Source organism: Microbacterium sp. CBA3102 (genome assembly GCF_007954505.1).
Classification (GTDB): domain Bacteria; phylum Actinomycetota; class Actinomycetes; order Actinomycetales; family Microbacteriaceae; genus Microbacterium; species Microbacterium aurugineum.
The window spans coordinates 3,032,918-3,047,609 of sequence record NZ_CP042412.1; the positions used below are offsets into that span (position 1 = coordinate 3,032,918).

Genomic DNA, 14,692 nt, shown 5'->3' on the forward strand with positions numbered 1-14,692 from the left:
GCTTCGTAGACTGAGGCCACGCACTAACTTGGAGGCAGAGTGGCCGAGATCTCGGACGTCTTCTTCGTCGATGGAGTACGCACCCCTTTCGGGCGCGCCGGCGAAAAGGGCATGTACTGGAACACCCGCGCGGATGACCTCGCCGTCAAGGCGACCATCGGCCTGATGGAGCGCAACGCCGCCGTGCCGGCCGACCGCATCGACGATGTCGCGATCGCGGCGACGAGCCAGACCGGCGACCAGGGGCTGACGCTCGGGCGATCCGTGGCGATCCTCGCCGGCCTTCCGCAGACCGTGCCCGGTCTCGCGGTGGAGCGCATGTGCGCAGGCGCGATGACGAGCGTGACGACCATGGGCGCGTCGATCGGCGTCGGCATGTACGACTTCGCCCTCGCCGGCGGCGTCGAGCACATGGGCCACCACCCCATCGGTGGCAACGCGGACCCGAACCCGCGCTTCGTCGCCGAGAAGATGGTCGATCCCGGCGCGCTCAACATGGGCGTCACCGCGGAGCGGATCTTCGACCGTTTCCCGCACCTCACGAAGGAGCGCTCGGACCGATTCGGCATGCTCAGCCAGCACAAGGTGCAGGCAGCGTACGACGCCGGCAAGATCCAGCCCGACCTCGTCTCGGTCGCCACCAAGGGTCCGGATGGCGCCTGGGGTCTCGCGACCGAGGACGAGGGCCGCCGCCCGCAGACCACGATGGAAGATCTCGCATCCCTCAAGACGCCGTTCCGCCCGCACGGGCGCGTCACCGCCGGCACTTCCTCCCCGCTCACCGACGGCGCGACGATGTCGCTGCTCGCCGGGGGCGGAGCGGTGAAGGAGTTCGGACTCGCGCCGAAGATGCGGATGGTCTCGTTCGCCTTCGCCGGTGTGCAGCCCGAGATCATGGGGATCGGACCGATCCCGTCGACCGAGAAGGCCCTCAAGAAGGCCGGACTCACGATCGACGACATCGGCCTGTTCGAGCTCAATGAAGCGTTCGCCATCCAGGTGATCTCTCTGCTCGACCACTTCGGCATCGCCGACGACGACCCCCGCGTCAACCAGTGGGGCGGCGCGATCGCGCTGGGACACCCGCTCGCGGCGTCCGGGGTGCGTCTGATGATCCAGCTCGCGGCCCAGTTCGCCGAGCGCCCCGATGTCCGCTACGGTCTGACCGCCATGTGCGTCGGCCTCGGTCAGGGCGGTTCGGTCATCTGGGAGAACCCGCACTACGACGGCAAGAAGAAGAAGTGAGCGCCACTGTGACCAACTACGACGAGATCGACTTCTCCCCCATCCAGGCGCTCACCGAGGGCGAGGTCATCACGCAGTCGCCCGTGCGCGACATCCGTCTCGCCTCCGGCAAGGTGCTCGCCCTGATCACCCTCGACAACGGCCGCGATCACACGCGTCCGAACACACTGGGTCCGGCGACCCTCACTCAGCTGGGTGAAACACTCGACGCTCTCACGGCACGAGCGGCCGCGGGCGAGATCCAGGCGGTCGGCATCACGGGAAAGCAGTACATCCTCGCCGCGGGCGCCGATCTGTCCGACATCAGCAAGGTCGGCTCGCGTGACAACGCCCGCCTGATCGCGCAGCTCGGCCACAAGGTGCTCGGCAAGCTCGGCGATCTCGGTGTGCCCTCGTTCGCGTTCGTGAACGGCCTCGCTCTGGGCGGCGGCCTGGAGATCGCTCTGAACTCCAGCTACCGCACAGTCGACGCCTCGGCGGCGGCAGTGGCCCTGCCCGAGGTCTTCCTCGGCATCATCCCGGGCTGGGGTGGCGCATACCTCCTGCCGAACCTGATCGGCATCGAGAACGCGCTCGAGGTCGTCATCTCCAACCCGCTCAAGCAGAACCGCATGCTCAAGCCTCAGCAGGCATTCGATCTGGGCATCTTCGACGCGATCTTCCCCGCGGCGAACTACCTCGAGAACTCCCTGTCGTGGGCGGACGCCGTTCTCGGCGGCAAGAAGGTCGAGCGCAAGAACGAGCCCGGCAAGATCGAACGCCTCACCAAGTGGCCGATCGCCATCAAGATGGCACGCGGGATGCTCGAGTCGAAGATCGGCACCGTGCCGAAGTCGCCTTATGCCGCACTGGACCTGCTTGACAAGGCCAAAGCCGGAACCAAGGCAGAGGGCTTCGCCCGCGAGGACGAGGCGCTCGCCGAACTCGTCACGGGCGATCAGTTCGCGGCGTCCATGTACGCGTTCGACCTCGTGCAGAAGCGCGCGAAGCGTCCTGTCGGCGCTCCGGACAAGCAGCTCGCGAAGAAGGTCACCAAGGTCGGCATCATCGGCGCCGGTCTCATGGCGAGCCAGTTCGCGCTGTTGTTCGTGCGCAAGCTACAGGTGCCCGTGCTCATCACCGACCTGGACCAGGCGCGCGTCGACAAGGGCGTCGCGTACATCCACGAGGAGATCGGCAAGCTCGAGGCGAAGGGACGCCTGGACGCCGACTCGGCCAACAAGCTGCGCGCGCTCGTCACCGGCACCACCGACAAGAGCCTCTACGCGGACTGCGACTTCGTGATCGAGGCCGTGTTCGAAGAGGTCGGCGTCAAGCAGCAGGTGTTCGGCGAGATCGAGAAGGTCATCGCCGAGGACGCGATCCTCGCGACCAACACCTCGTCGCTGTCCGTCGAGGAGATCGGCTCCAAGCTGGCGCACCCCGAGCGTCTCGTGGGCTTCCACTTCTTCAACCCGGTCGCAGTGATGCCGCTGATCGAGATCGTGAAGACACCGGCGACGGACGATGCCGCGCTGTCGACGGCTTTCGTCGTCGCGAAGAATCTCGGGAAGAACGCGGTGCTCACCGCCGACGCGCCGGGCTTCGTCGTGAACCGACTGCTCGCCAAGGTCATGGGCGAGGCGGCCCGCGCGGTCTACGAGGGCACGCCGATCGCCGACGTCGAGAAGGCGTTCGGCCCGCTCGGTCTCCCGATGGGGCCGTTCCAGCTGATCGACCTGGTCGGGTGGAAGGTCGCCGCCCACGTGCAGGACACGATGGTCCACGCCTTCCCCGACCGGTTCTACGCCAACGAGAACTTCCATGCGCTCGCGAAACTCGACGCGGTCGTGGAGAAGGACAAGGGCGGACGCGTCATCGGCTGGACCAAGCAGGCCGAGAAGGTGCTGAAGCCGGCGGTCGGCAAGGCCCCTGCCTCCGCAGCGACCATCCTGCAGCGCGTTCAGGACGGCCTGGCACAGGAGATCAAGCTGATGCTGGACGAAGGCGTCGTGCCCGAGGTCGAGGACATCGATCTGTGCCTCATCCTCGGCGCCGGCTGGCCGTTCATCGACGGGGGCGCCTCGCCGTACCTCGACCGTGAGGGAGCGTCCGAGCGGGCCTTCGGCAGCTCGTTCCACACTCCGCAGATCCGCGGCGTCGAGAGCCGCTGACCGCGAACACCATCACGCGACGCGCCCCACGGGATTCCCCGCGAATCCGGTGGGGCGCTTCGTCGTCCGTTCTGCGATGACGTGGCACCGCAGATTCCCGTCGCCGAGGCTCAGCCGGCGGACTGAACCGGTCGGCCGTCGACCTCACCGTACCGAGGCCAGTACGACAGTGCCCTCTCCGCAAGCGCGGTGATCGTGAGCGAGGGGTTCACCCCGGGATTGGCGGGCACAGCGGCACCGTCGACGACGTGCAGCCCGGGATGCCCCCAGACGCGGTGGTACGCGTCGATGACCCCGTGTGCCGGCGATGCGGAGATCACGGCACCTCCGAGGAAGTGCGCCGTGAGTGGGATGCCGAACACCTCCGGCCAGGATCCGCGCGGAGCTGCGGGCACCCCGCCCTCGGCCTCGACCCGCGCGGCGATCGCCGCAGCCGCGGTGTGAGCTTGGGGCAGGTAGCTCGGGTTCGGCGATCCGTGACCCTGCGCACTCGTCATCACGAGGCGACCGAAGCGGCGGCGTAGCGAGAGGGTGAGCGAGTTGTCCGCCGTCTGCATCACCAGCGCGATGATCCCCCGCTCACTCCAGCGCCGGAGGCTCCCCAGACGGAACTGCCGCAGCGGGGAGCGGAGCACCTGCGCGACGAGGCTGCGCAGCCGCACCCCCAGCGGCCGCCCTCCGGGGACGATGACCGTCGCCAGCGCCCCCATCAGGTTCGAGCCCGGCCCGTAGCGGACGTTCTCGACGTGCGTGCGCTCGTCGATGTGGAACGAGGTCGTGATCGCGACGCCGCGAGCGAGCTGGAGAGACTCCGGGACGTCCGTGGCGACCGCGCCGTCCAGCGCTTCCGAATTGGTGCGAGTGAGACGGCCGATCGACCCCGAGATCCGCGGCAGTGCGCCGGACTCCTTCATCCGATGCAGGAGCTGCTGCGTGCCCCATGTGCCTGCCGCCAGCACCACCTGCCTGGCGGTCACCGTCCTCCGCGCGTGCCGGAGCCACGCCCCGCTGCGCTGTGTCGTGACCGCGAACCCCCCGCTGGGGAGCTCCCGCACCTCGCTGACCGTGCGCAGCGCCTCGATCGCGACCCCGCGGCGTTCCGCGAGAGCGAGGTAGTTCTTCATCAGTGTGTTCTTCGCGCCGACACGACAACCCACCATGCAGTTCCCGCAGAGGGTGCATCCGGTGCGATCGGGGCCCTCGCCGCCGAAGAAGGGGTCTGGTGTGCGCTCCCCCGGCTTTCCGAACCAGACGCCGACCGGCGCGCGCCGGAAGGTGTCGCCGACGCCGAGGTCCTCCGCGGCACCGGCCATGATCCTCTCCACAGGTCCCGTATGCGGGTAGTGCTCGACGACGCCGAGCATCCTCTTCGCCGTGGCGTAGTGCGGTGCGAGCTCCGTCTCCCAGTCCGCGATACCGTGCCATTGCGGGTCCGCGAAGAAGGCCGATCCGGGCTGGTACAGCGTGTTCGCGTAGTTGAGCGATCCGCCTCCCACGCCTGCCCCGGCCAGGATCAGCACATGCGGCAGTCGGTGGATGCGCTGGATCCCGTAGCAGCCCAGGGCCGGTGCCCACAGGTACCGGCGGACGTTCCAGTTGGTCTTCGCGAAGTCGTCGTCCTCGAAGCGACGCCCCGCTTCGTAGACGCGCACACGGTATCCCTTCTCCGCCAGTCGCAGTGCGGCAACGGAACCGCCGAATCCGGAACCCACGACCACGACATCTTCATCGAACTCAGTCATCGCCCTCCTTCGGCACCATCATCGTGAGCGCTCCCGGAATGACCGAGATCGTGCACTCATCCTCGCCGATCCGCTCGCCGTCGGCGTAGACCACGAGACCCGGGGCCGACACCGTGACCGACTGCGCGCGACGATGCGCGACCTCACCGCGCGCGAGATGCGTTCCGCGGAGCAGCAGCGGAAAAAGCCGCAGCAGGCGCAGTCGGCCCAGCGGAGCGACATGAACGATGTCGAGGAACCCGTCGTCCGGCACAGCCCCGGCGCAGATCGGCATCCCGCCCCCGTAGCTGGAGGTGCTGCCGGCAGCGATGAGCGTCCCCGGCGACCTCCTGGCGGGTTCACCGTCCACCGCGAGCGTGAAGTCCATCGGCTTCAGTCGCAGGAGCTCGATGAGCAGTGCGAGGTAGTAACGCGGCGCGCCGTGCGGCCAGCGGAGCCGGTTGGTGCGATCACTGACTTTCGCGTCGAAGCCCAGCGCCGCGATGGTCAGGAACCTCCGGCTGCCCTCCGCGGTGCGGACCACGCCGACATCGATCGCTCGTGGCACGCCCCTGAGGGCGAGTTCGGCGGCAGCCCGGGCGTCTCCGCGCGGGAGCCCGAGCGCCCGGGCGAGATCGTTCCCTGTGCCCGCGGGCACGAGGACGATGGGGACGGCGGCGTCGCACACCGTGTCGAGCACGCCGGAGAGCGTGCCGTCACCCCCCACTACCACGAGGACACGCGGCTCATCCGCCAGCGCGGCCACGGCGAGCTGGGCGGTATCCGTTGCCGAGACACCCGCGTAGGTGCGCACGTCGACGCCGTGCTCCCGGAGGAGACGGACGGCCGTCTCGGTCGCCCGCTCGCCTCGGCCTTTGCCTGCGTACGGGTTCGCGAGCACGGCGATGTGCTCGGACACGTCAGTGCATCCGCTCGAGAGGGAGCACAGCGCCGGGGTTGAGGACACCGGCGGGGTCGAGTTCGCGCTTGATGGCGGAGAGGATGCGGATGCCGGTCTCGCCGATCTCCTGACGGAGCCAGGGCGCATGATCCCTGCCGACCGCATGGTGGTGGCTGATGGTCCCGCCCGAGCTGATGATCGCATCGTTGACGCGCGCTTTCACCGCGTCCCACACCCGGAGCGGCTCTGCACGGAGGGCGGCGAGCACCGTGAAGTACAGCGACGCCCCACTCGGATAGATGTGGGACACATGGCACATGACGTACGACTTCGCACCGACGTCGGCGAAGCCGGCCTTGAGCGCCGATTCGACGGCCGAACGCAGCGTCTGCAGGTTCGACCAGGTCGTCGCGGTCTCGAGCGTCTCGCAGAAGACCCCGGCGTCGAGCAGCGAATCGCGCAGGTAGGGCCCGTCGAATCGGCCCTTCCGCCACTCCTCGGCCGGACCTTCGCCCGCAGAGACCCCTCCAGCGGCAGCGAGTCGGGCTCCTGTCCGGGCGCGCCGCTCGGCGATGTCCTCTCCTTCGTAGACCGTCACCACGCTCGCGCCCTTCGCGAGGGCCTTGCCGATCCTGCCGACCTGGGCGAGACTCACCGCGGTCTCCGCCTCATCCGACAGCCGGATGACGGTGGGGCCGCCACCCTGCTGGGCGACCCCGCGGAGTCCCTCCGCACCGCTCGCGAAGTCAGGGAAGGACCACGACTCGAACAACCGGTCGCGCGGGATCGGGTGCACACGTACCCGCACCTCGGTGATCACACCGAAGATGCCCTCCGAACCGAGGAAGATCCTGATCAGGTCGGGCCCCGCCGCGGACCCCGGAGAGCGTCCGAGTTCGATGTCACCCGTGGGTGTCGCCACCCTGATCCCGGTGACCATCGTGTCGAAGCGCCCGTTGCCCGCGGAGTTCTGCCCCGAGGACCGCGCCGCCGCGAATCCGCCGATCGTGGCGTAGCGGAAGCTCTGGGGGAAGTGGCCGAGCTCGTATCCGCGCGCAGACAGCAGCGCCTCCGCCTCCGGCCCCGTCGTTCCTGCCGCCAGGACGGCATCCCCGCTGATCTCATCGAGCCGGATCAGACCGCTCAGGCGTCGCAGATCGAGGCTCACGACGGCGTGGTGCAGGCCCCGTTCGGGATCCAGCGCTCCGACGACGCTCGTACCGCCACCGAACGGGATCACCGCGATCCCCCGTGCGACGGCGACGTCGAGGCACGCTCGGACTTCTGCATGATCCGCGGGACGAAGGACGGCGTCCGGCGCGTCCTGATGGACCTCGCGGCGCCGGAGGAGGTCCGGCGTCGACCGCCCGCCGGCGTGACGGATACGCGCCTCGGCGGCGGCATCGACGTTCTCCGGGCCGACCGCGGTGCAGAACGCCGCATGGTCCTCATCGGTCAACCGTGAGGGTGCCAACTGCACGTGTGCCAGTTCCACTGCGGGGTCAGGCTTGCGTACCCGGCCGAGCAGCATCGGAAGCAACGCTCGCACGGCGAGCGGCAGGTCCTTCGCCTTCGCCGGATCACCCCAGCCGTTCCATCTCATCGACGGGTCCGCATCGACCACGACATCTCCTTGCGCCATGCGTTACAGTGTGACACATCATGGAAGAACGTCAACCTCTCGGGGATGCGACACAGACCCGGATCCTCGATGCCGCCGACGACCTCCTCGAACGGCGCGGCGTCCGCGGTGTCACGATCGCAGAGCTCGCGCGTCGCTCCGAGCTGAGCCGCCCCACGATCTACCGCAACTGGGCCGACGCCGACGATGTCGTCCGCTCGACGCTCCTGCGCAGGGTCGAACGCATCCTGAGCGCGCTCCCCGCCAGAGTGCACACCCGTGCGGCGCTCGTCGACGACATCCTGCTGTTCACCGCCCTCTTCCGCCGCGACCCGCTCTTCGCGCGCCTGCTCGCGGATGAACCCGAAGCTTTCACCCGATACACGCTCGAACGGGTGGGATCGAGTCAGCGCCTGATCCTGCAGTGGCTGACCACCGCGATCGGCACCGCGCAGGCTCAGGACTCGGTCCGCCCCGCGCCGCCCTCGGAGATCGCGGTGATGCTCCTGCTCGTGGCCCAATCCGCGGTGCTGTCGCACGGGACCGTGTCGGAGCTGATCTCCGAGGACGCGTGGGAACGCGAACTGCGGGCGGCACTCGACGGACTGCTCCGGCCATGATGTCCGAGTCGTCCGCACTGAACGTCGCGCGGCGACGCGTGGAGTTGGCGCGGTCCGCGGAGGAGAAGGTCGACGTCCTCGTGGTCGGCAGCGGAATCACCGGCGCGGGCGTCGCTCTCGATGCGGCATCCCGAGGGCTTCGCGTCACCCTGATCGAGGCGGAGGATCTCGCCTTCGGTACCAGCCGCTTCAGCTCGAAACTCGTACACGGCGGGCTGCGCTACCTTGCGACCGGCGACTTCGAGACAGCGAAGGAGAGTGCGCTCGAACGGCATCTGCTCCTGACGACGATCGCCCCGCATCTGATCCACCCGCTCGGACAACTCCTCCCGTTCGCATCGGGCATCTCGCTGCGTCAGCGCGTCGCGGGCGCGGTCGGCATGGGAATGGGCGACCTGCTTCGGATGCGGGCGCGTACGCCCCGCGCGGTCCTCCCCGCCCCCTCGTTCGTGTCGGCCCGCTCGGCGACCCGCTTGGTGCCCGCACTGGATCCACGAGGCCTCCGTGGCGGCATGCTGTCCTACGACGGCCAGCTCGTCGACGACGCCAGGCTCGTGACGACCGTTGCCCGGACAGCAGCAGCACTCGGCGCCCGCATCCTCACCCGGGTCCGCGCCGTCGCCCTGCGCGGCAATGGGGCATCCGTGGAGGAGACGATCACCGGCGAGCGGTTCGAGCTCCGCGCACACGCCGTCATCAATGCGACGGGTGTCTGGGCAGGAGGGCTCGACCAGACGATCCGCGTGCGGCCGAGTCGAGGAACGCACATCGTGCTGGACGCCGCCGATCTCGGGAACCCGACGGCCGCGCTCACCATCCCGCACGAGGGATCGATCAGTCGCTATATCTTCGCTCTGCCGCAGGCTCACGGCCGCATGATCGTCGGCCTCACGGATGAGGACGCCCCCGGTCCGGTGCCTCAGGTCGCTGAGCCGACGGAACGCGAGATCGAGTTCCTTCTGTCCAGCCTCAACCGTGTCGTGGCCACATCGATCCGGCGTGACCAGGTGCGCGGCGCCTTCGCGGGGCTGCGCCCCTTGGTCGACAGCGGCAGCGACACGACAGCGGACGTCTCGCGGAAGCACCTGGTGACGACGGCCGACGACGGATTCATCACCGTGCTCGGCGGAAAGCTGACGACCTATCGAAGGATGGCCGAGGACGCGGTCGATGTCGCCGTCCGCACTCGCGCATTGCCGGCATCGTCCAGCAGAACCTCCTCGCTCCGGCTCGTCGACCGAGTGGTCGCCGGTTCCGACGAGGTGATCGACGCGTCCACCGGCCTGACCCATGCTGAGGTCGACTTCGCGGTGCGCGTGGAGGGTGCGCTGACCGTCGAGGACGTGCTCGACCGCCGTACCCGCATCGGTCTCGTCGGTGCCGATCGCGAACGCTGCCGACCGATCATCGCACCGATCGTCGCGCACACGCTCGCCGACCTCGGCTGAACGAGCAGACGCCGTATCAACGGCTTTCGCGCAGTGGCAGATCGATCGTCCCGGTCTCCCCTGCGTGACGCGCCTTCGGGATCCGGGTGCCGAGCACCTGGGACACGATGTCCTGGGCGATCTTCGGCGCTGTCAGACCCGCGTCACCGAGGATCTGGTCCCGTGACGCGTGATCGATGAACTCGTCAGGGAGGCCCAGCTCGTCGACAGCGGTGTCGATCCCGGCCTCGCGGAGCACCTGCCGCACCCGCGTACCGATCCCGCCGACGCGGATGCCGTCCTCCAACGTGATCACGAGGCGGTGGTGAGCGGCCAGCTCGACGATCGACGGCTGCACCGGGATGGCCCACCGCGGATCGATGACGGTCGCCCCGATCCCCTGCGCCCGCAGCCTGTCGGCGACATCCAGCGCGAGTTCGGCGAAGGGACCGATCGCCACGACCAGCACGTCCTCGGATTCACCGCGGGCGAGCACGTCGACACCGTCATGCAGCCTCTCGATCGCCGGAAGGTCTGGCGCCACCTCTCCCTTCGGGAATCGGATGACGGTCGGCGCATCATCGACCTGCACGGCTTCTTCGAGCGCTTCGGTCAGCCGAGCGCCATCGCGAGGAGCCGCGATGCGAATGTGCGGAACGATCTGCAGCATCGCCAGGTCCCACATGCCGTGGTGGCTGGGGCCGTCAGGGCCGGTCACGCCGGCACGGTCGAGCACGAAGGTGACGCCCGCGCGGTGGAGCGCGACGTCCATCAGGACCTGGTCGAAAGCACGACCCATGAAGGTGGCGTACAACGCGACCACGGGGTGCAGCCCACCGAAGGCGAGTCCGGCGGCCGACGCCACCGCGTGCTGTTCGGCGATGCCCACGTCGTACACCCGATCCGGGAACCGCTCGGCGAACGGCGCGAGACCCGTCGGTCGCAGCATCGCGGCCGTCATCGCGATGACATCGTTCCGGCGCTCCCCCACCGAGACCAGAGCATCGGAGAAGACGTCGGTCCAGCCGCGCCCACCCGATGACAGAGTCTCACCGGTCGTCGGATCGATCTTGCCGACGGCGTGGAACTGGTCCGCCTCGTCATCACGCGCAGGCTGGTAGCCGCGGCCCTTCTCGGTGATCGTGTGGACGATGACCGGTGCGCCGTATGACTTCGCGAGCTCGAGCGTCTCGAGGAGGGCGGGAAGATCGTGCCCGTCGACCGGGCCGAGGTACTTGATGTCGAGGTTCGAGTACAGCGCCTCGTTGTTGGCGAAACGGGAGAGGAACCCGTGCGTGCCGCCCCGGACACCGCGGAACACGGCACGCCCCACCGGACCGAAGGCGCGGAACAGTCGGTCCGACTTGCGGTGGAGATCCTTGTACGCGGCAGCGGTGCGCACGCGGTTGAGATACCGCGACATGCCGCCGATCGTCGGCGCATACGAACGGCCGTTGTCGTTGACGACGATCACCAGGTTGCGGTCGTTGTCGTCGGAGATGTTGTTCAGCGCCTCCCAGGTCATGCCGCCGGTGAGCGCGCCGTCACCGACGACGGCGACGACATGACGATCCGCACGCCCCGTCGCCGTCAGCGCCCGGGAGATGCCGTCCGCCCAGCTGAGGGAACTCGACGCGTGCGAGGACTCCACCACATCATGGTCGCTCTCGCCGCGCTGCGGATAGCCGGCGAGCCCGCCGCGCACCCGGAGGCCGGAGAAGTCCTGTCGCCCGGTGAGCAGCTTGTGCACGTAGGACTGGTGGCCGGTGTCGAAGATGAACGGATCGTCCGGCGAGGAGAAAACCCGGTGCAGAGCGATGGTCAGCTCGACGACGCCCAGATTGGGGCCGAGATGGCCGCCGGTGCGGGACACGTTCTCGACGAGGAAGGTGCGGATCTCCGCGGCGAGTTCTGCGAGCTGATCCGTCGACAGCGCATCCAGATCACGGGGTCCTGAGATGCTCGGAAGAATGGGCATCTGCGCCTCCTCACAGGCTTCACCGGAAGCGTCGGACAGGGCGCCGACGCCATCCCGATCCTATCGCGCTCACACGGGAGAACCGGGTGAGCGAGGACCCCCTTGACAGGACGATGGGGCCCGGGTCCGAAGAGCCGAGCCCCATCGTCCTTGCGATCAGACCAGCGAACGCAGCACGTACTGCAGGATGCCGCCGTTGCGGTAGTAGTCGGCCTCACCGGGGGTGTCGATGCGGACGACCGCGTCGAACTCCACCGGCTGCTTGCCCTCGGGCGAGTTCTCGCTCGGGGTTGCCGTGACCTTGACCGTCTTCGGCGTGACCCCGTTGTTGAGCTCTTCCAGACCCGAGATCGAGACGATCTCGGTGCCGTCGAGACCCAGCGACTCCCAGCTCTCGCCCGCGGGGAACTGCAGCGGGACGACACCCATGCCGATCAGGTTCGAGCGGTGGATGCGCTCGAAGCTCTCGGTGATGACCGCCTTGACGCCCAGCAGGCTCGTGCCCTTGGCCGCCCAGTCACGCGACGAACCCGAGCCGTACTCCTTGCCACCGACGATGACGAGCGGCGTGCCCTGCGCCTGGTAGTTCATGCTCGCGTCGTAGATGTACGACTGCGGCCCACCCGGCTGGGTGAAGTCACGCGTGAATCCACCCTCGACGACCTGTCCGTCGTTGACGGCCGCGACCATCGCGTTCTTCAGACGGATGTTCGCGAAGGTGCCGCGGATCATGACCTCGTGGTTGCCGCGACGCGAGCCGAAGGAGTTGAAGTCCTTGCGGTCGACGCCGTGCTCGGTGAGGTACTGGGCCGCGGGCGTACCGGGCTTGATGTTTCCGGCCGGCGAGATGTGGTCGGTGGTGACCGAATCGCCGAGCGTCGCCATGACGCGAGCGCCCTCGATGTCCTTCACCGGGGTGAGCTCCATCGTCATGCCGTCGAAGTACGGAGCCTTGCGGACGTAGGTCGAGTTCTCGTCCCACTGGAAGATCGCGTCATCCGGGGTGGGCAGGCTGCGCCAGCGCTCGTCGCCGTCGAAGACCGTCGCGTACTGCTTGATGAACTGGTCTCGCGAGATGGACGAGTCGACGATCTCCTGCACCTCGTCGGGCGTCGGCCAGATGTCCTTCAGGAAGACGTCTTCGCCGTCGGTGCCCTTCCCGAGCGCGTCGTTCTCGAAGTCGAAGTGCATCGAGCCGGCGAGAGCGTACGCGATCACCAGCGGCGGGCTGGCGAGGTAGTTCATCTTCACGTCGGGGCTGATGCGTCCCTCGAAGTTGCGGTTACCGGAGAGGACCGCCGTGACGGCGAGGTCGTGCGAGTTGATCGCCTCCGACACCTCTTCGATCAGCGGACCCGAGTTGCCGATGCAGATCGTGCAGCCGTAGCCGACGGTGTAGAAGCCGAGGCCCTCGAGGTCCTTGTCGAGACCGGACTTCTCGTAGTAGTCGGTGACCACCTTCGAGCCCGGGCCGAGCGTGGTCTTCACCCAGGGCTTCTGCTTCAGGCCCTTCTCGAGCGCCTTGCGTGCGACGAGGCCGGCGGCGATCATCACCGACGGGTTCGACGTGTTGGTGCAGGAGGTGATGGCCGCGAGGGTGACCGCGCCGTTGTCGAGGATGTACTTCTCCCCCGACGGCGTGGTGACCGGCACGGGCTTCGAGGCATTGGCGGGAGCACCGCTGTTGATGTGCACAGGACGCGTGGACGGCTCCTCGTCGCCGGGTGCCTGACCGGGGTCGGACGCCGGGAACGAATGCTTCGACTCGAGGTCGACGATCGAGTCCGAGGTGGACGGCGACGCGTAGCTCAGGATGTCCTGCTCGAACTGCGACTTCGCCTCGGAGAGGAGGATGCGGTCCTGCGGGCGCTTCGGACCCGCGATCGACGGGACGACCGTGCCGAGGTCGAGCTCGAGGTACTCGCTGAAAGTCGGCTCGTGCGCGGCATCGTGCCAGAGCTTCTGCTCCTTGGCGTAGGCCTCGACCAGCGCGACGGCCTCCTCGCTGCGGCCGGTGAGGCGCAGGTAGTCGAGCGTCACGTCGTCGATCGGGAAGATCGCGGCGGTGGAGCCGAACTCCGGAGACATGTTGCCGATGGTGGCGCGGTTGGCGAGCGGAACGGAAGCGACGCCTTCGCCGTAGAACTCGACGAACTTGCCGACCACGCCGTGCTTGCGCAGCATGTCGGTGATCGTGAGCACGACGTCGGTCGCGGTCACGCCGGCGGGGATCTCGCCGGACAGCTTGAAGCCGACGACGCGCGGGATGAGCATCGACACGGGCTGACCGAGCATCGCGGCCTCGGCCTCGATACCGCCGACGCCCCAGCCGAGCACGCCGAGGCCGTTGACCATGGTGGTGTGCGAGTCGGTGCCGACGCAGGTGTCGGGGTAGGCGCGGAGCACGCCGTTGACGTCGCGGTCGTAGATGACCTTGGCGAGGTGCTCGATGTTCACCTGGTGGACGATGCCGGTTCCCGGCGGGACGACCTTGAAGTCGCTGAACGCCGTCTGACCCCAGCGCAGGAACTGGTAGCGCTCCCCGTTGCGCTCGTACTCGATCTCGACGTTGCGCTCGAGGGCGTTCTCCGAGCCGAACAGGTCGGCGATGACGGAGTGGTCGATGACCATCTCGGCGGGCGAGAGCGGGTTGATCTTGTTCGCGTCGCCACCGAGTGCTGTGACGGCCTCACGCATGGTGGCGAGGTCGACGATGCAGGGGACGCCGGTGAAGTCCTGCATGACCACGCGCGCCGGCGTGAACTGGATCTCGGTGCTGGGCTCTGCCGCGGCATCCCACGATCCCAGCGCCTCGATCTGCGCCTTCGTCACGTTCGCGCCATCCTCGGTGCGAAGCAGGTTCTCCAGGAGGACCTTGAGACTGAAGGGGAGCTTCTCGAAACCGGGCACCGTGTCGATGCGGAAGATCTCATAGTCGGTGCTGCCGACTGTCAGGGTGCTCTTGGCACCGAAGCTGTTCACCGTGGACACGAATCCGTCTCCTTCTATTCGGATGGGAGCGACAG

The 14,692-nt window shown here is 68.1% G+C and carries 9 protein-coding genes; 4 read left to right on the forward strand and 5 right to left on the reverse strand.

Annotation, left to right across the window (positions count from 1 at the left end):
• Positions 1-39: 39 nt before the first annotated feature.
• On the forward strand, positions 40-1,245 hold the full coding sequence (locus FGL91_RS14540; RefSeq protein WP_047519437.1) for a thiolase family protein: 1,206 nt from the start codon (positions 40-42) through the stop codon (positions 1,243-1,245).
• 8 nt (positions 1,246-1,253) lie between these two features.
• The gene (locus FGL91_RS14545; protein ID WP_153244752.1) at positions 1,254-3,398 is read left to right on the forward strand and encodes a 3-hydroxyacyl-CoA dehydrogenase NAD-binding domain-containing protein; all 2,145 of its coding nucleotides are present in this window, start codon (positions 1,254-1,256) and stop codon (positions 3,396-3,398) included.
• Between the two features lie 110 nt (positions 3,399-3,508).
• Here FGL91_RS14545 and FGL91_RS14550 read toward each other — a convergent pair whose 3' ends face one another.
• The 3 genes from FGL91_RS14550 to FGL91_RS14560 are packed head-to-tail and all read right to left on the reverse strand — an operon-like array spanning position 3,509 to position 7,662.
• The gene (locus tag FGL91_RS14550) at positions 3,509-5,140 is read right to left on the reverse strand and encodes a GMC family oxidoreductase (RefSeq protein ID WP_153244161.1); all 1,632 of its coding nucleotides are present in this window, start codon (positions 5,138-5,140) and stop codon (positions 3,509-3,511) included.
• On the reverse strand, positions 5,133-6,038 hold the full coding sequence (locus FGL91_RS14555) for a YegS/Rv2252/BmrU family lipid kinase (RefSeq protein ID WP_131491123.1): 906 nt from the start codon (positions 6,036-6,038) through the stop codon (positions 5,133-5,135). The genes FGL91_RS14550 and FGL91_RS14555 overlap by 8 nt, the downstream gene beginning before the upstream one ends.
• A gap of 1 nt (position 6,039) precedes the next feature.
• On the reverse strand, positions 6,040-7,662 hold the full coding sequence (locus tag FGL91_RS14560; protein WP_227991634.1) for an FAD-binding oxidoreductase: 1,623 nt from the start codon (positions 7,660-7,662) through the stop codon (positions 6,040-6,042).
• A gap of 20 nt (positions 7,663-7,682) precedes the next feature.
• Here FGL91_RS14560 and FGL91_RS14565 point away from each other — a divergent pair, with 20 nt between their 5' ends.
• The gene (locus FGL91_RS14565; RefSeq protein WP_047519431.1) at positions 7,683-8,261 is read left to right on the forward strand and encodes a TetR/AcrR family transcriptional regulator; all 579 of its coding nucleotides are present in this window, start codon (positions 7,683-7,685) and stop codon (positions 8,259-8,261) included.
• Positions 8,258-9,709, forward strand: a complete 1,452-nt coding sequence (locus FGL91_RS14570; RefSeq protein WP_153244162.1) for a glycerol-3-phosphate dehydrogenase/oxidase — start codon at positions 8,258-8,260, stop codon at positions 9,707-9,709. The genes FGL91_RS14565 and FGL91_RS14570 overlap by 4 nt, the downstream gene beginning before the upstream one ends.
• Positions 9,710-9,725: 16 nt before the next feature.
• Here the strand turns inward: FGL91_RS14570 and dxs are convergent, their stop codons facing one another.
• Together dxs and FGL91_RS14580 are read right to left on the reverse strand one after the other, a co-directional pair.
• Entirely contained in the window at positions 9,726-11,666 is a 1,941-nt protein-coding gene (gene dxs / locus FGL91_RS14575) for a 1-deoxy-D-xylulose-5-phosphate synthase (RefSeq protein ID WP_131491126.1), read from the reverse strand.
• A gap of 156 nt (positions 11,667-11,822) precedes the next feature.
• Positions 11,823-14,657, reverse strand: a complete 2,835-nt coding sequence (locus FGL91_RS14580; RefSeq protein WP_153244163.1) for an aconitate hydratase — start codon at positions 14,655-14,657, stop codon at positions 11,823-11,825.
• Positions 14,658-14,692: the final 35 nt, after the last annotated feature.

What these genes read in the sequence shown, in the direction of transcription:
- FGL91_RS14550 (WP_153244161.1), bottom strand. Translation starts at nt 5,140, where the DNA reads ATGACTGAGTTCGATGAAGATGTCGTGGTCGTGGGTTCCGGATTCGGC.
- FGL91_RS14570 (WP_153244162.1), top strand. Translation starts at nt 8,258, where the DNA reads ATGATGTCCGAGTCGTCCGCACTGAACGTCGCGCGGCGACGCGTGGAG.
- dxs (WP_131491126.1), bottom strand. Translation starts at nt 11,666, where the DNA reads ATGCCCATTCTTCCGAGCATCTCAGGACCCCGTGATCTGGATGCGCTG.
- FGL91_RS14565 (WP_047519431.1), top strand. Translation starts at nt 7,683, where the DNA reads ATGGAAGAACGTCAACCTCTCGGGGATGCGACACAGACCCGGATCCTC.
- FGL91_RS14560 (WP_227991634.1), bottom strand. Translation starts at nt 7,662, where the DNA reads ATGGCGCAAGGAGATGTCGTGGTCGATGCGGACCCGTCGATGAGATGG.